The organism is Streptococcus sp. HMSC063B03 (assembly GCF_001836965.1).
GTDB lineage: Bacteria > Bacillota > Bacilli > Lactobacillales > Streptococcaceae > Streptococcus > Streptococcus pneumoniae_F.
The window spans coordinates 270,850-294,860 of record NZ_KV831007.1; the positions used below are offsets into that span (position 1 = coordinate 270,850).

The following is a 24,011-nucleotide window of genomic DNA, read 5'->3' on the forward strand; positions in this document are numbered from 1 at the left end:
TTTCCTTTTATTTTTTAAACCATAAATCATTCAAAAATCCAGAAAAGATTAAGAATGACAGCATGACGACATGGAAGGTGACAACCATGCCAAGCAACTGAATCCAGCGATTCTCAGGTAGAGCAGCTTTCCCTGCTTTTTTCCGTTCCTTATTGAGCGTTTTTTTCTTACGAATCCAAGCATCATTAATAACCAAGCCTAATCCATGAAAGAGGCCATAGGCGATATAGTACCAGGTCACTCCATGCCAAAATCCCATAATCAGCATATTTACAATATAGGCCACACTTGAGGTTACATTGCGATTCTTAAAGACCTTCTTTCTGGTCAACACCATGACCATTCGCATAAAGACAAAGTCACGGAACCAGAAAGACAGACTCATGTGCCAGCGATTCCAAAACTCTTTTAAATCCCTAGATAAAAAAGGCTTGTTAAAGTTGACAGGGCTACGAATTCCCATCAAATTTGAAATGGCCAAGGCAAACATAGAGTAGCCTGCAAAGTCAAAGAAAAGTTCTAGACCAAAGGTATACATAACTGCCAAGGCATAGTGGTTAAAAAAGCCACCTGACTGTAGGGCTAGATTCTTCAGAGGAGGGAGTAAGGTCTCTCCTAAAATATGAGCTATGATAAACTTATATAGAAAGCCAAGCATGATATACTTGACAGCCTCTTCCAGCATATCCATCAACTCATCTCGCTCAGGAATGGTCTGATAATTTTCATTAAACCGCTTAAAGCGATCGATTGGCCCGCTTGAAAAAGTCGGCATGAAGAGTAGGAAGCGGAGGAATTCCCAGAGGATAAAATCCTTAATCACTCCATCTCTCAGCTCGATGATAATCCCAACCGAACGAAAGGTCAGGTAAGAAATTCCCAAAAATCCAAGCAAAGACTGCGTTCCATTGATAGCTGGCTGCACCTTGACAAAGATAATCGGCAGTAGGGACAGAAAACTAACTAGGTAGAAAACCCACTTACTATCCTTACTTTTTCGATAGTGCTTATAGAAAAGCAAGAGCAATATTTCCCAGCACAGATAAATGCCCAAGGCAGCCAATTGATTAGTCTTCCCACCTACCAGCATGGTAACGATAAAGAAGAGACTAACCAATACCTCGTACCAGGCAAAGCGTTTCTTGAAAAAGAGGCCGATAAAGATGGGCAAGGTTGCAGCAATCACATAGACAAAATACTGAGGATTGCCGTATGGCTCTAAATGAGGAAGCTGTTTAAAAAACTCCATCATCTCCTATTTACCTCATTAATCAATCCTTTGATATCAATTTTTCCATTTGGAGTCAGTGGCAAACTGTCTCGATAAAGGAATTTGGACGGCATCATATAAGACATCATAATATCTGTCAAGTCTTCCTTAATGGCCTTGGTAATATCGATATCACGCTCAAACTGCTCACGAACACCATCTTTTAAGATGACATAGGCTAGAAGATTTTGCACCTTGTGGTCTTTATTATAGCGCGGTACTGCAACGGCAGACTCGATAAAGCGAGACTTATTGAGGTTTTGAGAGACATCTTCTAACTCAATGCGGTAACCGTTGAACTTAATCTGGAAGTCCATGCGTCCGCCGTAGAGAAGCAAGCCCTCATCTGTCATGGTTCCCACATCACCTGTGTGATAAGCTGGCAGACCTTCAAACTCAAAGAAGGCTTCTGCTGTTTTTTCAGGATTATTCATATAACCTTTTGAGACGGCCGGTCCTGAAACAATGATTTCTCCCTGTTCACCATTTGGCAGTTTATTTCCTTCCTCGTCAATGATAAAGGTTGGAGAATCAGCCTTGGTATAGCCAATTGGTAGACGTTTGAGATTCGCTAGCATCTCATCTGTCACGGCAACTGCTGACAGGGCCACTGTCGCTTCTGTTGGGCCGTAAGCATTGATAATACGGGCATTTGGGAAACGTTCGCGCAGTTTTTGAGCCGTTTTAACCGTCAATTCTTCGCCATCAAAGTAGAAATGCGTGATTCCTGGCATTTTCTCGCTATTGAAGTCTTCAGACAACATAGCCATATCTGCAAAGGAAGGGGTTGATGTCCAGATAGCGATTGGCAATGAAAAGATGGTCGCAAAGAGTTGCTTAAAGTCCTGAGTAATAGCTGAAGGAAGGGCAAAAAGCGTACCTCCCAGTGCCAAGGTCGGCGCCCAGTACATGACGGACAGGTCAAAAGAATAAGGTGGCTGAGCCAGCATTTGCGGACGACTTGGCGTCGCAAATTCCTTATCCGTAATCATCCAGTTGGTAAAACTGAGGAGGTTATCATGGGAAATCTGTACTCCCTTAGGCTTACCAGTTGTACCAGAAGTAAAGATAATGTAGTAGTTATCATCACCCTTGACTGGATGCGTAATCTCATAACTAGTCCCTTGAGCAAAGGCTTCTTGAACCTGAGCTAGAGTCATCATTGGCGTAGAAACCTGCTCCAATGGAAAGTCTGAGATAGCAATAATCAAGCTTGGCTCTGCTACTTCTAAAATAGCCGAAACTCGCTCCAAGGCTGAATGGCTGTCAATGGGAATGTAGGCATGTCCTGACTTAGTCAGAGCTACAAAAGTTGCCAACATTTCATATTCTTGGCCTCCAAAAACAACCACAGGAGACTTCTCTGGTAAATCCAGTTGGTCGATGGCTGCAGCTAAACTATCCGAATCAGCCTTCAAATCTCCATAAGTGTGTTCCTGCCCCAAAACATTGTAAACAGGATAGCTAGGCTGTGTCTGAGCAAAATGCTCAATGGTTTCAATCATATCTACGATTGCTTTATTTGACATAATAAGGATTCTCCTTCAAGTTAAAATTCATTATAGATAAAGCTTCCTTGACCCTGACCAAGATAGCTAAAAAAGTAAAGCAGCCCTAGAAAGATAAGAAAATACAAGGCTGTCCGACCAAGAAATATGTACAATTCTTTTCTCTGTTTCATCAAGAAAAACCATTCATTTCTGTAATTTTCCGTTAAAATAAAATCAATTTCTTACTAATTTATTTTTCTGCTATTATACCACTTTATAGACTAGTTTTTCAATTGTTTACCCGTCTATTTTCACTACGTTCCAGTAACATTAATTTGTTCCATATGATTCTTTCTAATGATAGCTTAAATGCTTTTCAGTATGGATTATATGGGGAGCTACAACAAAGTAGGCTCCATACTACCTATAGAGGATTTTTCCACTATAAATATTATAGAGCCTTATCTTATGTCTCACTTTATCGGTGCAGTTCCCTTTATCTAGAGATTTTTATAGTATGTAATCCTAGAATTCACTATAGATAAATTCTTGAATGTTCGAAAAATCGGTCACAAAACAATAAATCACGATGCTTAAGATAACCGTATAGAAAAATAGCGTCCACAAGATTAAACGGTGTGTGTTAGTTATCTTGGTTTGCAAATTTGTAAAGTTCTTTTTCAACTTCCATCCATCCTTTCACTCCAACATGCATCACATCAAATAAAAAGTAATCATCATACTCTCTGTTTCCATAGTTTAATACCGTTGCACCATAGCTTTTTGCGACATCTTCTATTTTTTTATAAGTTTTCTCCCGCATCTCTCTTGAGACACCTGTGTAGTCATTCCATTTCCCGTTTACTGGGAAAATAATGACCTCAACTTCAATGCCCAATTCTTTGGCAACTGTCAAGAAAAGTTCCATATCTGAATACTCTGGTGACTCGAGGTAGCTCAAATCTTTATTAGAATTCTTCAGCGATGTATAACGATCTTTTAAATAGGTATTGTAGTAGTTATTATCAACAGCATAATCATTATTGTCTGTTTTCTTTTTGACCTCTTCTACAAACTGATTCGTCATTTTCTCCCAATCATAGTCTGGGGTTTTATCCCCTAGTGAAGGATAATCTGATTTGGCATGTTTTTGATAAAAAGTCTGTTTGAGTTTAAAGGAATAAATCGCGTTATCAAACTCTAATAGTTTTTTATCAACAATCGTTCCTTTCTCATCTATGAAATAACTTTTGTATTTTTTGTAGATGTCATTTTGTTGCTTGTTCCCCTTGGTAATCTCGATAATGCGATTGATTAGTTTTTCTTTCGTTTCCTTACTAATCTTATCATTATCTAGCATATGGAAAATATGTTCCTGAGAAGCCTTGCTCAAAAAGGCATCTTGATGAGTCCCATCTTTTTCAAACCACTGAACCGACTCTATTATAGCCACTTTTCGCTTAGTCATAGATCCTTCAATTGAGCCCAAGGTCGTAGCCTGAATGATGTTTTGTGAATAGCTGGTTCCAATCTGCATGATATTAAAATCGTTGTAGTTAAAAATTTTATTGGGATGATAGTCTTCATTTATCGTCGCAACCAACTCAGATGATCCCAATAAAACAAATGTATTGGGAGTAATATTGCTTGTCAGAATATCTCTACTTTTATACTTTTCATACGAAGTGCTATAGCGAATACTGTTATCCTTTACTTTATAATAATCATCAATCTTCTTGACGTATGTCACATTTAAAAGCGCAAGCGTCGCAATTACGAGCACAAGCGATAGCAAAAATGCTTTTAGTTTAATCATCTAGTTTTATCCTATCCCTTCGATCCGTCCAATCTCTTTTCAATTTCTTATCTCTTTAAAATCGTCAGTAAGATTTTATAGGGTTCACCTGAAAAGATAAAGAAACCAATCATAACCAAATTCATGGTCACAAACCAACTCAGTAGCTTATACCAATCTTTATTTTTATTTTTCTTATAAAAATTGCTTTTCTTTTGATACACTTCAAATCCAGCCATCAAGACACCGTGATAAAAACCATAAACAATGTAGCTAACACTAAGGCCATGCCAAAAACCCATGACCAACATATTGACCATATAGGCATAGGTTGCATTGTGTAGTCTATTTTTAAACCATTTTTTCCTGATAACCCGCATCAATACTCTTGAAAATACAAAATCTCTCAACCAGGTCGACAAGGTGATATGCCATCTGGTCCAGAAATCCTTGATATCAACACTCAAGAAAGGTTTGTTAAAGTTCATCGGTGTCTGAATACCTAGAATGTTGCTACTTCCAACGGCCATTAGACTATAGCCTGCAAAGTCGAAGAACAGATACAAGGTATAGAGGTACATATACTTGATTGAGTAAATGACTGTGCCAGTATTATTTAGAGCGAGTAACATCTGGTAAACATAGGTTGATAAAACAACCTTGTAAAGAAGGCCTAGAACGATACGATACACACCGTCACCTGCCAACTCTAGATACTCTTTTCGAGGCATGACCTCGTTTATCTCTTTTAAAAATCTCCTACTCCGATCAATCGGACCAGCACTAACTGTAGGGAAAAAAAGTAAAAATTGCAGGTAGTCTTTTATGCTAATCTTTTCTTTAATCAAGCCATCCGATATCTCCAGCATGATCTGAATGGTCTTAAAGGACATGTAAGAAATTCCAATAAAGGCCAACAAATGCAGAGAAGTCAGGGCAAAGACTTTATTAATCACTAAAGGAAGAATAGAAAGGAAAACCAGAGGTTTCAGCCGCTTTGTTTCTATCCTCTGTGCTATGAAAACCAGAAAATATTGATAAATTACAAAGGAGATTAAATAGACAATCATTGCTCTACTCTTGCCATAAATAGCTCCTGCAAATAAGAGGGAGAGCACCAAAATATAGTAGTCCTTACGTTTTTCAAAAAAGTTTACTACAAAACCAATTAGTAAAACTACAAACAAAAGAAGGAAAAACTCATTCCCCTCGAAATAATTCATACCAGCCAAACTCCTTTTTTCTTTTTTTCATCTCATGATTTATCTATTTAAGATTAGTTCCTATCATATTACCAAAGATAGTTAACTTTATTCATTATATCATAATTTAAAAACTAAAAATACTTCTGTTATTTTATTTCTTAAAATAAAAAATCCAACTGACTCTTAGTACTGAACCCCAATAATGAGACAAAATTATTCACACAATAAATAAAATTCAAGAACAAAAAATTGATGAAGGAACCGGTGAAGGATTCTGACTTTTTAGCTGAAATAGTAATCAACACCAGTATACAAACTTAAAAAAATCAAAATGACCAAAATGAAATGAGAAAGTACTCCTTTATTTTGGTCATTTTTTGTAAGTTGTGTTTATTGAGGTATGAATAATTGAGTTTTAATGTCTTAGAAAAGTGAGAATACAAGCACGGCCAAGGCTGCACCGATAACAGGTCCCACAACAGGAATCCAGGCATAAGACCAGTCTCCGTCTCCCTTGTTTGAAATTGGAAGGATACTGTGCATGATACGAGGTCCAAGGTCACGCGCAGGGTTCAAGGCATAACCTGTTGTCCCGCCTAGTGATAGACCGATACCGACAATCAAAGTTCCTACTGCAAAGGTTCCGATTCCTGCTTGAAGATCATAAAGTCCCAGAGCAAAGATTGTTAATACCAATACAAAAGTTCCTAGGATTTCACTAATCAAGTTTGATACAGTATCTTTGATAGCTGGTCCTGTGCTGAAAGTAGCCAAAATATTTCCTGCATTTTCTTCTGCCTCATAATGCGGCTTGAATTGCAACCAAACCAAAATCTGACCGAGCATAGCCCCTGCGAACTGAGCTAGGATATAAGGGAAAACGGAAGCCCAAGGCAAACCACCTTTCAAGGCCACACCAATCGTCACAGCTGGGTTTAAATGAGCTGGACTGAGCTTGCCAGATACAAATACTGCAACCGCAACTGCAATCCCCCAGCCCATAGTAATCACAATCCAACCTGCATTGTTGCTCTTGGTTTTAGGAAGAACCACACCAGCAACAACACCATTTCCTAGAAGAATCAGGATTAAAGTTCCTAGAAATTCTCCAAATAATTCATTCATCATCTTTCTGTCTCCATTAAAAAGAAGGGGCGGGCGACAAGGAGTCCTGCCCTCCACCTCTTTGATTTTTTCTTAATTTTTTAATTCTGCTAAATCGTTGTTAGCGAGAGCCGCTTCGACATCCGCACGGTAGCCTGCTTTCTCTTCTTCTGACCAATCATAGAATCGTCCCATTTCATCCAAAACTGGCTCAACGATGCTATCCAAACTATCACGCATAAAGAGCATATGGTTGGTACGACGAAGCAGGAAGTCAACCGGGCTAAGAGCCAACTCGTTGCGCATTGCATAGTGAAGTGACAAAGTGTCTGCCAAACTGAGTCCTGGCGCTTGTTCCAAACTATAAGCAAGAGCAAAGACTTTCGGTGCATTTGAACCGTAAAGATTTGCTAGGTAATGAGCTTCCTTGCTATCCAAGCCACGTGACAATCCAAGTTGCGCAAAGGCTTCGATTTCTGAGTCCACATTTGCTGGGTTCAATTCCCCACCTGAAACAGGGTATGTCTTAGAATTGATCAGTTTAAAGCTACGGTCAAATTCTGCTTTGAGGATGTCAACCACGCGCTCCATAGCTCCTTCAGCCATCTTACGGTAGTCTGTGATTTTACCACCAGCAAGGGTCAAGAGACCATTATCGTCTCGGTCCAAGCTAGAACCACGAGAAACTGCAGATGGGTCCAAATGTTTCTCAGAGGTACTGCTTTCAAGCTTGCTAACAGCAGCCTCTACATCTTCACGCGTTTTTTCTTTAGAGAGGTAAGACTCAACAGTCGCAATCAAGTTGTTAAAGCTTTCATCGCTGATGGTTCCGTTATTTCCTCCATTGTAGTCAGAAGCGCTATTGCCTGTGATCAATGGACGAAGACCTGCCCAGCTGCTTTCGATATCACCAATGGTGATGTTGGCTTCTGGGAAGCGGTTGTTGACAATACCAAGTAGATAATCTACATCTTCTTGAGTTACTTTTGGATGTTCCAAATCACCTGTGTAGTCTGTATCAGTTGTACCAAAGTAAGTCTTGTTTTCACGTGGGAGAACAAAGACCATACGACCGTCACCCAAACCTGTGTCAAAGTAAACTGGCTGTGAAACCTTGATCTTGCTTGAGTCCACTACCAAGTGAACTCCCTTAGTTGGACGCATTTGTGAGAATTGGGTTCCCTTATTAGACAAATTGCGTACTTTGTCGCTCCAAGGACCTGTCGTATTGATAACCAGACGCGCCTTGATTTCAAAGACTTGGTCTGTCAACAAATCACGAGCTACCACACCTGTAATCTTGCCACTTTCGTCAAAGAGGAAGCCTTCTGCCTTCACGTGGTTAGCAATGAGGGCACCATCTTGGTTGGCACGTTTGATGTTTTCAATCACGAGACGTGCATCGTTGTTACGGAAGTCAAGGTAAACCCCACCTCCTACCAAACCTTCTTTCTTCAAGTTTGGCTGGCGTTCCAAGACTTCTTCCTTGCTCAAAACCTTGTTAGCAGCTGGGGTGTTGTTAACTCCTGCCAAAAGGTCATACAAGTCCATGGCTACTTTGAGACGGAAGAGGCTAAAGGTCGCTCCATCTTCATCGTAAACTGGCAAGAGCATTGGGTCCGGTTTTGGAATGTGTGGTGCGATTTGTTGAACCACTGCACGTTCAGAAACCGTATCTGATACCACTTCTACGTCGAATTGTTTGAGGTAACGAAGACCTCCGTGAACTAATTTTGTTGAACGACTGGATGTTCCTTCTGCGAAGTCCTGCATTTCAATCAAACCAGTATCTAGACCACTAGCTGCCGCCTGCAAGGCTACACCAGCACCAGTGATCCCTCCACCGATAATCAATAGGTCCAAGGTACGTTCCTGCATTTTTTGAATTGATAATTCACGTGTTTTCTTTGAAAATTCCATATTTACACACTTTCTAACTGAGTCGCTTTATTCTTCCAGTATTAGTCGTCTACTTCCGCAAAGACTTGGGTTGCTTTCACAGCTTTCTTCCAGCCCTTGTAGAGTTGTTCCTTGCGCGATTCGTTCATAGATGGCTCAAAGAGTTCTCCTGTCTCGTTCAAGAGTTTCAACTCATCCAAGTCTTTCCAGTAACCTACTGATAAACCTGCTAGGAAGGCTGCCCCTAGAGCTGTTGTTTCCAAGTTTTTGGCGCGTGCGATATCGATTCCCAAAATATCAGCTTGGAACTGCATGAGGAAATTGTTCATAGCTGCACCACCGTCTACTTTCAAGACTTGGATAGCTGTCTGAGCATCCACTTGCATGGTGTCGATGATGTCACGTACTTGATAAGCAATAGATTGCAAAGTCGCCTTGATAAAGTCTTCTTTAGTTGTTCCACGAGTTAAGCCAAAGACAGAACCTCGAGCGTTTTGGTTCCAGTATGGAGCACCTAGACCTGTAAAGGCTGGAACGACATAAACTTCATCATTGTTGTGAGAATCACGAGCATATTTTTCAGATTCTGGTGAATTTTCTACCATGCGAAGACCGTCACGAAGCCACTGAATGGCGCTTCCTGCGATGAAGATTGAACCTTCCAAGGCATAGTAAACCTTGCCGTTGATTCCGTAACCAATGGTTGTCAAAAGGTTGTTTTCAGACAACTGCATCTCTTCCCCGGTATTCATGATGATGAAAGATCCTGTTCCGTAAGTGTTTTTAACCATACCAGGTTCAAAGGCCAACTGTCCAAAGAGAGCTGCCTGTTGGTCCCCTGCCATACCTGAGATTGGAACTTCTCCACCATAGAAGTGGAATGGAGCTGTTTTACCATAGATTTCAGAGTTAGAACGAACTTCTGGCAACATAGCCTTAGGAATATTGAGAATTTCCAAAATCTCATCATCCCATTTGAGTTCTTTAATGTTATAAAGCATGGTACGGGCTGCATTTGAGTAGTCCGTCACGTGAGCCGCACCGTCAGTCAATTTCCAAACCAACCAAGTATCGATAGTACCAAAGAGCAATTCTCCTTTTTCTGCTCGCTCTTGAGCGCCTTCTACATGGTCCAAAATCCAACGAACCTTAGTCGCTGAGAAGTAAGCATCGATAATCAAACCAGTCTTTTCATGGAATTTTTCCACATAACCTTGACTTTTTAGTTGTTCAGCCAAAGGAGCTGTCTGGCGTGACTGCCAAACGATTGCGTTGTAGATAGGAAGGCCTGTTTTCTTATCCCAGACGACAGTTGTTTCACGTTGGTTGGTAATTCCGATTGCTTCGATTTGATTTGGCTTGACACCACTTTCGATGAAAGCTCCAGCAATAACTGACTGGACAGAATTCCAAATTTCATTGGCATTGTGCTCTACCCAACCTGCCTGAGGGAAAATCTGAGTGAACTCTTTTTGACTCGAGCTAACTTTTTCTCCTTTTTTGTTGAAAATAATGGCACGAGAACTTGTAGTTCCCTGGTCAATGGCCATGATGTATTTTTCTTGTGACATGTGCTGTCCTCCTGATAAAGATCTTGAGGATGTCTCCTCTTTACACTAACTAGTATACAAAATAAAGCGCTTTCTTGTTCATCAACTTTTTTTAATTTTTTAAAAAATGTGAGGAGATTGTGTGAATTTCACAAAAAAGACCTGGAACAACCAAGCCTTTTAAGTGAATAATAACTGACGAATCGCTGCCAAATCTTCCATATCCAAGTCGTTTTTTAAATAATAAACTGGGGTCTGTTCCTTCTTATAAATCGGGTTATTGGTAACCAGCAAATCATAATGCCGAGTACAATCATAGGCTTCAATGGTAATAAAACGATTGTATTCCAAATACCGTTTCAAAATGGCTGCCATCCTTGAAAAGACAAGAAAACCAGATGTCAAATCCAGACCAATCCGCATATGCTGGCCATCGTTTTCAGCCATATATTCGATTAACTGAAGCCATTCCCAGAGAATTTTCTTATCCAAATCCGTCCCCTGTTGAAAAGCAGGTAGAGCATGAAAAATCTCCTCTGCCGTTCCCCTAAAATCATGTTCCATCAACAAATAAGGATGACGATTCTCTAACTGGTACTTGTAGCGATCCTGTAAAATATAGCCCTTATATAGATAGACTTGAGCACAAAGCTGACTGAGTTCATAGGTGACATGGTCCTCTGTATAATCACCCAGTAACTCCTCCTTCTTCATTTCTTGAATCAATTGCGTCAGCAAATCTGCCAACTGCCCTCCAAAACCAAGGATATACTCCATAGTATGAAGAGGAAGAATGCGATGAGATAGGAGGAAAGAGAAGAAAATCATCATCTCCCCATCCTCAGTTCCTAAAGGAAGGTGTTGTCCAGCGAAAAAGGACGGAGCCTTTCGATGCAAACGAAGGTAGAAAATATTGTCAAAATACCCTCGCATTTTTTCTTCTATCACTTGGAACTGACAGGCATTGACCCGAAGACGCTGTTGACTGATGTGAGACCAGAGAACCAAATCCAATTTCTGACCCGAAGACAAACTTGAACCGCAGATTTCTTCTAAAGTGGCAATCTCCTGTTTTCTCTCTGGTTTCTGCATGTGACCTTCCCACTCCTGACTCGACCAGACCTTGCGGAAAAGGCAGAAATAGAAATAGCGAATCTGATGCTCTGGACCTCGCCAACGTCCATTTTGGATGGATAAGTCAAATTCTGACAAAATCTGATTTAAACTAGCTAAGTGGCGACCAAGCGTAGCCTCACTAATAATCAATTCTTGAGCTAGCTGATGGGCTAAAAACTGTTGGTGGTAGAGAAGATAGACCAAAATCTGGTATTTAACAGCATTCTCCAAAAATAAGCTTCGGATATCTCTTCCCTTGGTAGTTGCACCGATCGATAGACGCAGATTTTCATCTTCTAAATGAATAATCAGATCTAAGCCACTGTCCAAAGCCTTGTCATTGAGAAGGGTGACATATTTTGTTAGGGTTGCTTTTGAAAATCCTGTTTCCTCCATTACAGCCTTGACGGTCGTCTGAGACTCTTGCAATAGAAAGGAAAGGATCGAAAATTGGCCAGATTCAGCCTTTTCCATCAAATCTCCTAAATACATTTGTTACCCCTTTCATTTTCTACCTTAAGCATAGCATAAATCTTACAAATGCTGAAATAATCTGTTTCTCTTTTTATTTTCATGCTGATTTCCTGGTCAATTATCCTAAAAATCAACAAACACACGGCTCCCCCTTTGGGCATTTTTATGCTAAAATAGTAGCTATGGATAAAATTATTAAAACAATATCAGAAAGCGGAGCCTTTCGTGCTTTTGTCCTTGATAGCACAGAAACCGTCCGCACTGCTCAAGAAAAACACCAAACCCAAGCTAGCTCAACTGTAGCGCTTGGTCGAACTCTTATCGCTAGCCAGATTCTCGCAGCCAATGAAAAAGGAAATACTAAACTTACAGTTAAGGTGCTGGGATCTAGCTCTCTAGGTGCTATCATCACCGTCGCTGACACCAAGGGGAACGTCAAAGGCTACGTTCAAAATCCTGGTGTTGACATCAAAAAGACTGCAACTGGTGAAGTTCTAGTCGGACCTTTTGTTGGAAATGGTCAATTCCTCGTTATCACAGACTACGGTACTGGAAATCCTTACAACTCCATGACTCCTCTCATCTCTGGAGAAATTGGTGAAGACCTGGCCTTTTACCTGACCGAAAGCCAACAAACGCCTTCAGCAGTCGGCCTCAATGTCCTTTTGGACGAAGAAGACAAGGTCAAGGTTGCAGGTGGTTTCCTAGTCCAAGTCTTGCCGGGAGCCAAGGAAGAAGAGATCGCTCGCTTTGAAAAACGCATCCAAGAAATGCCAGCTATCTCGACTCTTCTAGAGAGTGAAGACCATATTGAAGCCCTCCTCAAGGCTATCTACGGTGACGAGGCCTACAAGCGTCTTTCTGAAGAAGAAATCCATTTCCAATGTGACTGTAGCCATGAGCGCTTTATGAACGCTCTTGCCAGCCTTCCAAGCTCAGACTTACAGGAAATGAAAGAGGAAGACCACGGGGCAGAAATCACTTGTCAATTCTGCCAAACAACTTACAACTTTGATGAACACGACCTGGAGGAACTCATTCGTGACAAATCTTAATACACCCTTTATGATTGGCAATGTTGAGATTCCCAATCGTACCGTTTTAGCACCCATGGCTGGCGTGACCAACTCAGCTTTTCGTACCATCGCAAAAGAGCTCGGAGCTGGACTCGTTGTAATGGAAATGGTCTCTGACAAGGGAATCCAATACAACAACGAAAAAACCCTGCACATGCTTCATATCGACGAGGGCGAAAACCCTGTCTCTATCCAACTCTTTGGTAGCGACGAAGACAGCCTAGCACGCGCAGCAGAATTCATCCAAGAAAACACCAAAACCGATATCGTGGATATCAACATGGGCTGCCCAGTTAACAAAATCGTGAAGAACGAAGCTGGCGCTATGTGGCTCAAGGATCCAGACAAGATTTACTCTATCATCAACAAGGTTCAATCTGTCCTTGATATTCCACTTACTGTCAAAATGCGTACAGGCTGGTCCGACCCGTCTCTTGCAGTAGAAAATGCCCTCGCTGCTGAAGCTGCAGGCGTTTCTGCCCTCGCCATGCATGGTCGTACCCGTGAGCAAATGTATACAGGTCACGCAGACCTTGAGACCCTTCACAAGGTCGCTCAAGCTTTGACCAAGATTCCATTTATCGCCAACGGTGACATCCGTACGGTCCAAGAAGCCAAACAACGCATTGAAGAAGTCGGTGCTGACGCAGTTATGATTGGTCGCGCTGCCATGGGAAATCCCTACCTCTTCAACCAAATCAACCATTATTTTGAAACAGGAGAAATCCTACCTGATTTGACCTTTGAGGACAAGATGAAAATCGCCTACGAACATTTGAAACGCTTGATTAACCTCAAAGGAGAAAACGTAGCAGTTCGTGAATTCCGTGGCCTCGCTCCTCACTACCTCCGTGGAACATCTGGCGCAGCCAAACTCCGTGGAGCTATTTCACAAGCTAGCACCCTAGCAGAGATTGAGGCACTCTTGCAATTAGACAAAGTTTAAACACAGAAAACCCGTAAACTTCATTCAGTTACGGGTTTTTAAAATGTCTATAAACTTGAGATTCTAAATTCTACTATTGAGCTAAAACAACACTAGAAACCTTGCCATCTGCACCTGTGGTAATTTGAACGGTCTTTCCTCCACCGATTGTAGCATTATACTTACCATCGTCAAGAGTATAAGAATAGCCTTTAATAGAGTAATTTTCTTTCTTTCCATCAGAAGATTCTACTGTAAATTGACCACCTGATGAAACTGTGATAGTTTCGCCATTTGCTCCCTTCCAATTGCCCGCTGCAGCTGAGAAATCACCATCTACCATGGTTAAAACACCCTTGTAGCGTTTATTTTGCTCTGCTTGCTTGTCTTGAAGTTTGCGGTCAGTTGTAGGATCATATCTTGATTGGTTAGACTGGGCTTGAGGAGCCTGAGCAGGAGTTTGTTGACTAGCTGTCTGTTGATTAGACACTTCTTGACCTTGTCTTTGTTCTGGTGCAGGTGTTGCTTGTGATGGCGTTGCACTTGCTGAAGATTGATCAGTAGATGCCTTGGCCTTTTCAGATGAGGCTGAACTTGAGGACTTCTGAGTCTTGCTTTCTTTGCTAGCAAAAGCTACTTTAGAGCTTGATGATTGGCTTGTCTTAGCAGAACTGCTTGCTTGAGTTGTTTCCTTTTTATTTCCACAAGCTCCTAATAGCAAGGTAGAAGCCAATACAGTTGCTGCCATCAATTTGATATAGGTTTTCTTTTTCATTTTTCTACTCCTTTGTAATGTTTTGGAAATATAAAGAAATCTTTTTGTAATATAATTGTAACATTTGGCTTTAAATATGTCAATAATTTATCTAAACTATTTTAAAAATCTCACATAATTTAGATACATTTACTCCTCCTACTCTTCTATTCGTAATAAAACAGAAAAACAGGAGATTTTCCTATTAAAAATTTGAATTTGTTTTTGTGTAATCGCTTGCATTGTTTTAGACAAAGGAATATAATAACATTGAAATAGAATATAGGAGGTGCACTCTTATGCTAAATAAGTATTACAAGTATCTTCCTTGGTTGATTGTGACAGCTATTGTCTCTTATCAATCAGCAACTTACTATGCGCGAACTGCATTTGATGTGTTTTATCTGACTACAATCTTTTTGATTTTCTATATCGCTTTGTTAGTTTTGCATGAGAAATATCTCAAGTATCGATACAAAGACTTTTTTACTCACCTGTTGAGCAATTCTAAGAAAGATAGCCACCCATAAAAGTAGTCGCAACAGAAATTTCATCTCATGACTGTAATTAAAGAGGTCGGGAACTTTTCCCGACCTCGCTTTTTATTTCAATCGATAGGTTTTTCTTGGTTTCTTTTTAGGCACTCGTTTGAGTCCAACCTCTTCTACGTACTCGCCATATTTTACGAGAAAGTTATTGCTGACGATTGGACGACCGGGGTTGATAAGATTGACCAGTTCCGTTCCTTCGTAGACAGTGAACTCCTCCTCCAGCAGATAAAGGAAGGTCGGATTCCAGTCGAGACGGCCTTGGATTCGTTTGATGGATTCTTTGATAATGGCATAATGGTCAAAAGCGAAGGCTTGCTCCTCCAACTCTACTCCCTCTAAGAAGCACTTGCCTGTCTGAAAATCGACATCTACGAAAACGACATCCTTGGCATCGTCTCCTGCTTGAACAAGTTCTAATGCACGACTAGGCAGATAAACCAAGTGGGCAATGGTCACTGTCCAGCCCCGTGGGTCACGGTCAGGTGTCGATACGGTCATCAATTGCTCAATTTTTTCCAAAGGAAGATCGAGATTAACTTCTTCTCTCACCTCACGCTGACAGGCATGCGCAGCATCTTCGCCCTTGTCCATAAATCCTCCAACCAGAGCCAAACAATTTTGATAAGGGTGAGCCTTGCGACGAATTAATAAGAGCTTGATCTTTCCTTCGACAAAGCAGTAGGCTACCATATCCACCGTCACACTTGGTTTTTCGTATTGAGGGAGTTCCTGCTTGTAGTACCAATCCAAAAACTCCTCCTGGCTGGCATGAATTTCAAAATATTCTTTTTCCGTCATCCCTGCTGGAATCATCGTGTCCGTCATTTTACGCCTCCTTACGAACTGCCTTGGTCCATTGGTACCAACCTACTAGACTATTGAGTGTGTAAACCCAGTACATCCCTTGGATGTGTATATTTTCACCCCACCAGAGGTAAATACTAAAGAGATTGGTTGCAATCCAGAAAATCCATTGCTCACGGTAGAGACGTGTCATCAAGAGCTGACCGACACCATTGGTCGCATCGGTAACACTATCACGGAAAGGGCGAGCACTATGGATACTTTGATAAGCCAAGCCCATACCAATCCAGATGATAGCAGTCAAAGCCAAGTACTTGAGCCAATCAAAAACAGATAATTTCTTAGCTTCAAAGTGAGATTCTTCTGCTTTTCCTTGATCATTAATACGGTTGGACAGCCAAGCATAGAGACCAATCGGCTGCATGATAAAGAAGTAAACAGTCGTCAAAACTTCACCATAAAAAGTCGCATTCATGGCCAAAACCAAATAGATAGCAGAGTTAATGGCCCCAAAGAGATAATTGCTTGCACGCCCTTCTGCTACCAAGATAACACAGACAATCCCAGTCCAAGATGCAAACAAGCTCATCCAGTCATGACTTTCTGTATTTTGCGTGAATTCCAAGATCAAGGGAACACTTGACAGGACGATGAGATACAACCACTGGAAAAGACTACGGCCGACAAAGAGATCTTTCCAGAGCAAGTGCATGATTCCTGCAAAACCGATCTTGTTCACTTCCGAGTGAACATTTTTAATATTTTCGATAGTTTTTGCGATTTTTCCAATTATTTTTTTCATAATATTCTCCTAATCTGCTTGGTAAATGGCATCAATAGCCACTTTTGCTGCTTCATAATTGCCTAGGTAATCCTCAGCTAGATAAACTAGTGGAATGTTTGCTAAGTAGCGCTCCCTCATCTGGTCCAAATGCTGGGAAAAACTATGACGAATATGGTCTTCTGCCATAGTCATATCTCTAAATCCGTCATTGACATAGGAGCCGACAGGCTGCACAAAGAGAATCAAGTCCCATTTTTCCTTAGCTAAGATTGAGGCAAAGAGATTATCAAAAGTCTCTCCTGATAAATCCCCTTGGTCCTCAGTCTCCATGTAATAATCATAGTAGCCCTTGGTTACTAAGGAGTTGGTATCAGCTATCACCAGTCCCCTATTGGCATTACTGTCGATTAATTTAGAGGTCTGGTCATACTGTCCTAAAAGGAGATAATAGTAATCTTTTGGAGTCAATTCATCGTCACGGACATTGTTTTTGATCTGGTACTCACGTGCGTATTCCAGACTGACGGGTGCATCGTAATACCTTGCCAAATCCTTGGCTAGAGTGGTCTTCCCATTGCTGGCACTTCCCATAATCAACACTTTCTTTGTAAACTGACGACGGAAGGGTTGAGCGATATATTTCCAATATTTGCTTGAATTTTCTCGAATCATAGTCGCTGAGATACTAAACTTTTTTTCTTGCAAGACAGTCTCAAAGCCACGATGTGATAATTCTTACTGGTAGTCACGTTCTCCCACAAAGAAGATTAGTTCTTGCTGGGTTTCATCATAGGAAATCTCCTCTAACATTTGGTCCAACCACTCCTGCCAACCCATAGGGTAACGGGGAAGATTGATTTCATCTAACTTGCAGACAGAGGTCAACTCGTCATCACGAAAGGCCTCTCGGATATAGCGAAATCTCTTTTGAAGCGTTAAGCCTACCTGCTCCCCTCGGTCTCCCTCATAGCCTGAAACGACAACCCAGACCTGGTCACATTGTCGCTTCGCACGTTGGATCAGATCGATATGACCTTGATGAAGTGGAGCAAAGGTTCCAAATACCACTGCTGTTTTCTTTTTCATAAACGTATCACCTTTTTATGATTTTTGATATTTTTATTATCTATGTTTTTATTATAAACTATATTTTTGTTTCGTCAATAGTTTTTTATCATTTTTTATAAAAAGATTGCAAAAAAAGAATCAAGATTGCTCCTGATTCTCCATTTTTATGCAATATCAAATTTTAACTGACCTGCTTTGACACCAATCTTAAATGTGCTGCCTGCCACCAAATCTCCCTTAAGAAGAAGTTCTGCCAACTTGTCTTCCACTTCTGTTTGCAGAGTTCTGCGAAGTGGACGAGCTCCCATCTCTGGATCATATCCTTGATTTGCCAGCAATTTCAGTGCGGAAGCTTGTAATTTCAAGTCAATACCTTTTTCAGCCAAACTTGTTACTAAAGGTTTAACCATAATCTTCACCACTTCCTGCATATGGTCGCTAGACAAGCTATGGAAGACTACCTTTTCATCAATACGGTTGATAAACTCAGGTCTATAAGCCTTTTTCAACTCTTCAAACATGCGTTTTTCCATATTTTCTTGGTCAAAACGAATGTCCTTAGCCCCAAATCCAACAGTCTTGTCATCACGAAGGGCTGTCGCACCAAGGTTTGATGTCATGATAATAATGGTATTTGAAAAGTCAACCTTGCGGCCCTTACTATCGGTCAAGACACCATCATCCAAAACCTGCAAGAGAACATTAAAGATGTCTGGGTGGGCTTTTTCTACCTCATCAAAGAGGAGAACAGAGTATGGTTTGTTACGAACCTTCTCGGTCAACTCCCCACCTTCTTCGTAGCCCACATAGCCCGGAGGAGCTCCGTTTAGACGGCTAGCTGCGAATTTCTCCATATACTCACTCATATCAAAGCGGATCAAAGCGGATTCATCATCAAAGAGAACTTCTGCCAGAGCCTTGGCCAATTCGGTCTTCCCGACACCCGTCGGTCCTAAGAACATAAAGGAACCAATCGGACGCTTATGACTGCGAATCCCTGACTGATTGCGGCGAATCGCACGGCTAATGCTTGAAACTGCTTGATCTTGACCGATGACACGTTTATGCAATTCAGCTTCCAAGTTAAGGTATTTCTTAGCGTCAGTCTGAGTCAATTTTTGAACTGGAATACCTGACAATCGACTCAAGGTAGTCAAAATATCAGACTCTGTTACCAAGTCTTTATAGACAGGCACTTGCTCTTCTTTTGCGATTAGCTGGGCTACCTGTTTCCACTTACCATCCATCAGGGCCTTGTCAGCTGGACTTAAGTCAGAATCGTCTGCTTTTACATGCTTAGCCTTATTTTGCACTGTTGCTGCTGCTTCGTCCAAGAGATCGATAGCAGAGTCTGGCAAATGGCGACTAGTCAAGTAACGATGAGCCATCTTGACGGCTGTTTCAACTGCTTCATCTGTGATTTGCACACGGTGATGTTTCTCATAAGTCGCCTTCAAGCCTTGCAAAATGGTCATGCTGTCTGCAACACTTGGCTCTTCAATCGTCACTTTGGCGAAACGACGAGAAAGGGCTGCGTCTTTTTCGATGTGTTTTTGGTACTCTTCCTGAGTGGTGGCACCAACCGTTCTCAAAGTTCCACGCGCCAAAGCTGGTTTCAAGATATTGGCCGCATCCAAAGTTGAATCAATACCGCTCCCAGAACCCATGATAGTGTGGAGTTCATCGATAAAGAGAATGACTTGACCATCTTCTTCAATATCCTTGATGATATTGTTCATGCGTTCTTCAAAGTCACCACGGAAGCGTGTCCCTGCAACGACATTCATCAAATCAAGCTCTAACACGCGCATCTTAGCCATTTCCGTAGGCACATCCCCACTAGCAATACGCTGAGCAAGACCAAGCGCCAGAGCTGTTTTCCCGACACCAGCATCCCCAACCAAGACAGGATTATTCTTTGTCTTCCGACTCAAGATTTGAATCATACGCGAGATTTCCTTGTCCCGACCGATGACTGGCTCCAACTTGCCAGAACGCGCTTGCTCTGTCAAATCATGCGTATAGTCCTCAAGACCACCGCTCGGAGTCTGGGGCATACCCATCATATTAGCCATAGAATTTTGCTTATCAGCTACTGTACGATGACGTTGGCGTAAAGCCTTGAGATCTTCACGAGTCCAACCTGCCCGTTCTTCTAAATTTCGACGAAGGGCAGCAATCTTGACCTGATCTTTCTTGTCTTCATATGAAAAACCTGCTCTCTCTAAGATACGAGTCGCCAAGGCATTGCCATCATGTAAAATCGCATAAAGGACGTGCTCCGTCCCTAGCACCTTAGAATGGACCACTGACGCCACATATTCCGCTTCATCAAAAAGAACCTGCAAACGATGAGAAAACGGCAATTCCGTGAAGGTTTCATCCTGGCTATAGTCCGTTTCAGTCAGTTCCAAAGCGACTTCTTCTAAACGGTCCATCTCATATGGATAATCATTTAAAGTTGCCCCTGCCACACTATAACTGTGATTGGACATGGCAATCAACAAGTGCCAAGACTCTAGATAACGAGCTCCAAAATGGCCAGCAACCATGTAGGCACTTTCGATACATTCATTCAATGCTTTTGAATAGTTCATCTTACTTCCCTTTTCTATCTACCTCTTGTATGACCTGTCGTAGCATGTTTGCACGAACAACTGGAGCTTCTTCTCCTAGAACGCGATCCAAAGCTACTGCTACCAGCAAATTCATCTCCTGCTTGGTCATCAATTCCTGCTCAACCAAAAGCTGTAGAATATCCTCATAAATTTCTTGACTGACCCGCTCACCAATTGAGTAAAGCAGATCCCTGAGCATTTCATGATGACTAGAAAACTCAATCCGTCCTATACGAATGTAGCCTCCGCCACCACGTTTACTTTCAACCAAGTAGCCTCTACTTTCAGTAAAGCGCGTCTTGATCACATAGTTAATCTGACTAGGAACAACCTGAAAAGTATCTGCCAACTGACTCCGTTGCAACTCCACAATTCCAGATTGATCTAAAATCGCCTTGATGTAGGCCTCAATATGATCCGATGTATTTTTAAATCTCATTACAAACCCACCTCTCTCTTTAAACCTTGACTATCTTTGACTATTATACCGAAATTTTCTCATTTTTAAAAGAAAAAGGGCGCTGGTAAAGGATAATCTTCACCAACTCCCTATTTTTCTACTTATCTAAGCCTAATTCTGCCAAGATTTGACGTTTGTAGGCAATCTTTTGAACTTCCTTGTCCTCACCTTCAGACCAATCTAGTTTAATTTCTGAAACAATCTGCCCAGGGCGATTTTTCAAGATATAGATGCGGTCGCTGAGATTAAGGGCCTCCTCGATACTATGCGTGATGATCAAGGTTGTTAGCTGCAACTGCTTGTGAATCTCAAGGTACCAAGCGTGTAGTTCCATCTTGGTCATCTCATCCAAGGCGCTAAAGGCTTCATCTAAGAGAAAGAGCTTGTGACCGAAAAGATAGGTACGAAGCAAGGCCACACGCTGGCGCATCCCACCACTGAGTTCATGAGGGTATTTATCTCTTACAGCTGTCAACTGGAAAGTCGCAAGAATTTCATCTGCGCGAGCAATAGCTTCTGCCTTATCCACCTTTTGAATCAAGAGGGGAAGAATGATATTACCAAGCACCGTCTTGTGCTCCAAGAGTAGATCCTTTTGCAACATATAACTCACACGCCCCTTAGGATTTTCTTCACCATCAAGGACAATTCTCCCTGACTGAACTTCTAAAATCCCCGCAATTAAGTTGAAAAGCGTAGTCTTACCAACACCACTTGGGCCTAGGATGGAAACCACTTCACCTGAAGTCACCTGTAGGTTGATATCCTCTAAAATCCTCTCCTGACCATAGGCATAACTGACGTGTTCTAGTCTAATTTCTGTCATTATTTCACAAATTCGTTGGTGAATCCTTTGTCTGTCAAGTCTTCTTTAAGGATACCATTTTCTTTATCCCATTTGTAGAAGGCATTCCAGCGAGCTGCGTCAAATTGACCCCATTTTTCCTTGTCGCTTGCGTATTCTTTTGACAAGTATTTTTGAGATTCGATGACAAAGTCACGTTTTTCCTTGAGTTCAGGTGCATTTTTGATGAGGATATCAGCTGCTTCCTCTGGATGCTCCATAGCATATTGGTAGCCTTTTTTGATAGCTTGGATAACTTTGCGAGCTTCTTCTTTGTTGTCTTTCAAATAGTCGTTGTTTGCGATGATAACTGGTGAGTAGTAGTCAAACTCCTTGACATAGTCTTTCAAGTACATGAAATTAGCATCTACACCTTGAGATTTAGCAAGGATACCATCCCAACCGTAGTAAATCCAAGCAGTGTCAAAGACTCCATTGGCAATCGGTGTGATCGAGTTTGAATCGTTATTTGGTACTTTTTCGACCTTCTCAAAGTCTCCACCTTGAGATTCTACCAAGGTTTTCAACATAGCAAGTTCAGTTGGGTCATTCCAAGTTCCGTATTTCTTACCAACCAAGTCCTTTGGACTGCTTACATTGTCAGATTTACGAGAGATGATTCCTGATGTATTGTGCTCAACAATAGCTGCAACGGCAGTAATTCCTGCTCCTTTTTCCAATTTTTTAGCCATATAGTCTTGGAAATAGACTGCAAATGGTGCCTTACCGTTAATAACCAAGTCAGAAGAACTTTCTTCTGGTGGCAATTTCAAATCAACATCCACTCCAGCTTCTTTGAAATAACCTTTTTCCTTAGCAACATAAAGCCCTGTGTGGTTGGTATTTGGCGTCCAGTCTAGGATAAAGTCAATCTTCTTGAGTTCTGCTTCCTTATTATCCTTAGAAGCAGTTCCTTGACCACAGGCCACAAGCACAACAGCTACAAGAGCTGTTAAAACAGTTAAAAACACTTTCCATGTTTTCTTCATTTTCTTTCCTCTTTTCTTTTTCAGAAACATTCTTATTCTACGAACGTTTCCATTTAATAACATATTTTTCACTAATATCGACCAACTTCATACCAAGAAGACTGATAATCGATACCAGAATAATAATCGCGAACATGGTATCATACTGAAACAGTTTCTTGGACTGAATCATGTAAACACCTAGTCCTTCAAAGCCTCCCAACCACTCAGATACTACTGTTGTGATGAAGGCGTAGGAGACACTGACCCTCAGACCTGCATAAAAGTAAGGCAGGCTGACTGGAATTTTAAAATGCCACAGGATTTGCCAAGATTTAGCCCGCATCAAACTAAACAAGGTCAGCATATCCCTGTCACAATGCCTAAAACCGTCCAAAATGCTGACGATGATAGGAAAGGTAGTCGTCAAGATAATCAAGACAATCTTGGGCAAAATCCCATAACCGAGCCACAAAATCAGGATAGGGGCTATGGCAATGGTCGGAATGGTCTGAACAACCACCATCATAGGGTAAATCAAGTCATTGAGCCAAGTCAAACTGTCCATAAGCACAGCCATGAGACAGGCAATCAAGACTCCCAGAACCAACCCCAGTAAAGCCACTCTCAATGTCGCCCAGCTATGGTGCCAGAGAAATTCTCTATCACGAACAAAGGCCTGGAGAATTTCAAGAGGTGTCGGCAGGATAAACTTGGGGAGAAGTTTAAGAAAACCTGCTAACTGCCAGATTGACAAGACTCCTAGAAAGCCCAAAAGACTAATGTGTCGTCTCAGTATACTTTTCAAGCTTCTCATCAATACTTAAAATCTCTCCTACATTTATTTTGACGTTGGCAAAGACATTGTCTGCCTCCTGCCCTGCCACTGCTAGCGCTTCTTTGAGAATGCGCATGAGCTCATCAAACTCTCCTTCCAAGACCGTTTCAAATGGTGTCACCACCATGGTCACTTCTTGAGCTTGCAGATAAGCAATGACCTGATCGATAACAGCTATCCGATCAATCCCCTGTGATAGGGGTAAAACTTGCAAGGCAATGCTTGCTTTCATAACAACCTCCTCTTCTCATTTTCCTTTGACAAAAAGAAAAACCTTTACCATATATGGAAAAGGTGCAGAATAGATTAAGTAACGTTCCCTACGCTGGCATTACCCAGATCAGGTGCGGTCGAAGTTTAACACTTCCTCTCAGACTGTACACAGACTCCCATATATTATATGGACATATGATAGCGC

The 24,011-nt window shown here is 41.4% G+C and carries 21 protein-coding genes, 1 pseudogene and 1 riboswitch; of the genes and pseudogenes, 3 read left to right on the forward strand and 19 right to left on the reverse strand.

Annotated features, from left to right (window positions below):
• Positions 1–7 precede the first annotated feature (7 nt).
• The 9 genes from dltB (HMPREF2628_RS01405) to HMPREF2628_RS01445 form a co-directional block, all read right to left on the reverse strand.
• Positions 8–1,252 (reverse strand): D-alanyl-lipoteichoic acid biosynthesis protein DltB, encoded by a 1,245-nt coding sequence (dltB, locus tag HMPREF2628_RS01405; protein WP_070842111.1) that lies wholly within the window; start codon positions 1,250–1,252, stop codon positions 8–10.
• Positions 1,249–2,799 (reverse strand): D-alanine--poly(phosphoribitol) ligase subunit DltA, encoded by a 1,551-nt coding sequence (gene dltA, locus HMPREF2628_RS01410; RefSeq protein WP_049487532.1) that lies wholly within the window; start codon positions 2,797–2,799, stop codon positions 1,249–1,251. The genes dltB (HMPREF2628_RS01405) and dltA overlap by 4 nt, the downstream gene beginning before the upstream one ends.
• A gap of 20 nt (positions 2,800–2,819) precedes the next feature.
• A complete protein-coding gene (locus tag HMPREF2628_RS01415) occupies positions 2,820–2,951 on the reverse strand; it encodes a teichoic acid D-Ala incorporation-associated protein DltX (RefSeq protein WP_033682482.1) in 132 nt (43 codons plus the stop codon).
• A gap of 452 nt (positions 2,952–3,403) precedes the next feature.
• Positions 3,404–4,576 (reverse strand): D-alanyl-lipoteichoic acid biosynthesis protein DltD, encoded by a 1,173-nt coding sequence (gene dltD / locus HMPREF2628_RS01420; protein WP_070842112.1) that lies wholly within the window; start codon positions 4,574–4,576, stop codon positions 3,404–3,406.
• A gap of 47 nt (positions 4,577–4,623) precedes the next feature.
• On the reverse strand, positions 4,624–5,778 hold the full coding sequence (gene dltB, locus HMPREF2628_RS01425) for a D-alanyl-lipoteichoic acid biosynthesis protein DltB (RefSeq protein ID WP_070842113.1): 1,155 nt from the start codon (positions 5,776–5,778) through the stop codon (positions 4,624–4,626).
• A gap of 405 nt (positions 5,779–6,183) precedes the next feature.
• Entirely contained in the window at positions 6,184–6,888 is a 705-nt protein-coding gene (locus HMPREF2628_RS01430) for an MIP/aquaporin family protein (RefSeq protein WP_049491164.1), read from the reverse strand.
• Between the two features lie 69 nt (positions 6,889–6,957).
• Positions 6,958–8,784, reverse strand: coding sequence for a type 1 glycerol-3-phosphate oxidase (gene glpO, locus HMPREF2628_RS01435; RefSeq protein WP_070842114.1), 1,827 nt, complete (start codon positions 8,782–8,784; stop codon positions 6,958–6,960).
• Between the two features lie 41 nt (positions 8,785–8,825).
• Positions 8,826–10,334 (reverse strand): glycerol kinase GlpK, encoded by a 1,509-nt coding sequence (glpK, locus tag HMPREF2628_RS01440; protein ID WP_000076786.1) that lies wholly within the window; start codon positions 10,332–10,334, stop codon positions 8,826–8,828.
• Between the two features lie 159 nt (positions 10,335–10,493).
• Entirely contained in the window at positions 10,494–11,921 is a 1,428-nt protein-coding gene (locus HMPREF2628_RS01445; RefSeq protein WP_070842115.1) for an AcpB/EbpR/MafR family transcriptional regulator, read from the reverse strand.
• A gap of 164 nt (positions 11,922–12,085) precedes the next feature.
• Here HMPREF2628_RS01445 and hslO point away from each other — a divergent pair, with 164 nt between their 5' ends.
• Together hslO and dusB are read left to right on the forward strand one after the other, a co-directional pair.
• Positions 12,086–12,958 carry an Hsp33 family molecular chaperone HslO gene (gene hslO / locus HMPREF2628_RS01450; RefSeq protein ID WP_070842116.1) on the forward strand — a complete coding sequence of 291 codons (873 nt, stop codon included), beginning with the start codon at positions 12,086–12,088 and terminating at the stop codon, positions 12,956–12,958.
• The gene (gene dusB, locus HMPREF2628_RS01455) at positions 12,945–13,925 is read left to right on the forward strand and encodes a tRNA dihydrouridine synthase DusB (RefSeq protein WP_004261996.1); all 981 of its coding nucleotides are present in this window, start codon (positions 12,945–12,947) and stop codon (positions 13,923–13,925) included. The genes hslO and dusB overlap by 14 nt, the downstream gene beginning before the upstream one ends.
• Positions 13,926–13,998: 73 nt before the next feature.
• On the opposite strand, the gene HMPREF2628_RS01460 is transcribed toward dusB, so the two are convergent.
• Positions 13,999–14,679 (reverse strand): hypothetical protein, encoded by a 681-nt coding sequence (locus tag HMPREF2628_RS01460; RefSeq protein WP_070842117.1) that lies wholly within the window; start codon positions 14,677–14,679, stop codon positions 13,999–14,001.
• A 278-nt stretch (positions 14,680–14,957) separates the two neighbouring features.
• Between HMPREF2628_RS01460 and HMPREF2628_RS01465 the strand changes: the two genes are divergently transcribed.
• Positions 14,958–15,188, forward strand: coding sequence for a hypothetical protein (locus tag HMPREF2628_RS01465; RefSeq protein ID WP_070842118.1), 231 nt, complete (start codon positions 14,958–14,960; stop codon positions 15,186–15,188).
• A 72-nt stretch (positions 15,189–15,260) separates the two neighbouring features.
• On the opposite strand, the gene HMPREF2628_RS01470 is transcribed toward HMPREF2628_RS01465, so the two are convergent.
• The 9 genes and pseudogenes from HMPREF2628_RS01470 to HMPREF2628_RS01510 form a co-directional block, all read right to left on the reverse strand.
• A complete protein-coding gene (locus HMPREF2628_RS01470; protein WP_070842119.1) occupies positions 15,261–16,034 on the reverse strand; it encodes an NUDIX domain-containing protein in 774 nt (257 codons plus the stop codon).
• A 1-nt stretch (position 16,035) separates the two neighbouring features.
• Positions 16,036–16,815 (reverse strand): nicotinamide riboside transporter PnuC, encoded by a 780-nt coding sequence (gene pnuC, locus HMPREF2628_RS01475; RefSeq protein WP_070842120.1) that lies wholly within the window; start codon positions 16,813–16,815, stop codon positions 16,036–16,038.
• 9 nt (positions 16,816–16,824) lie between these two features.
• Positions 16,825–17,883 (reverse strand): annotated as a pseudogene (locus HMPREF2628_RS01480) (AAA family ATPase).
• 146 nt (positions 17,884–18,029) lie between these two features.
• The gene (locus tag HMPREF2628_RS01485) at positions 18,030–20,462 is read right to left on the reverse strand and encodes an ATP-dependent Clp protease ATP-binding subunit (protein ID WP_070842121.1); all 2,433 of its coding nucleotides are present in this window, start codon (positions 20,460–20,462) and stop codon (positions 18,030–18,032) included.
• 1 nt (position 20,463) lies between these two features.
• On the reverse strand, positions 20,464–20,922 hold the full coding sequence (locus HMPREF2628_RS01490; RefSeq protein WP_001211265.1) for a CtsR family transcriptional regulator: 459 nt from the start codon (positions 20,920–20,922) through the stop codon (positions 20,464–20,466).
• A 118-nt stretch (positions 20,923–21,040) separates the two neighbouring features.
• Positions 21,041–21,769 (reverse strand): ABC transporter ATP-binding protein, encoded by a 729-nt coding sequence (locus tag HMPREF2628_RS01495; RefSeq protein ID WP_004261902.1) that lies wholly within the window; start codon positions 21,767–21,769, stop codon positions 21,041–21,043.
• Positions 21,769–22,776: an ABC transporter substrate-binding protein gene (locus tag HMPREF2628_RS01500; RefSeq protein ID WP_004261900.1), complete on the reverse strand. Its 1,008-nt coding sequence runs from the start codon at positions 22,774–22,776 to the stop codon at positions 21,769–21,771. Before HMPREF2628_RS01500 ends, HMPREF2628_RS01495 begins: the two co-directional genes overlap by 1 nt.
• A gap of 37 nt (positions 22,777–22,813) precedes the next feature.
• A complete protein-coding gene (locus tag HMPREF2628_RS01505; protein ID WP_180364261.1) occupies positions 22,814–23,572 on the reverse strand; it encodes an ABC transporter permease in 759 nt (252 codons plus the stop codon).
• Complete coding sequence (locus HMPREF2628_RS01510; RefSeq protein WP_061589694.1) at positions 23,535–23,825, reverse strand: thiamine-binding protein; 291 nt, start codon at positions 23,823–23,825, stop codon at positions 23,535–23,537. Before HMPREF2628_RS01510 ends, HMPREF2628_RS01505 begins: the two co-directional genes overlap by 38 nt.
• Before the next feature lie 68 nt (positions 23,826–23,893).
• Positions 23,894–23,996, reverse strand: a riboswitch (TPP riboswitch).
• Between the last annotated feature and the right edge of the window lie 15 nt (positions 23,997–24,011).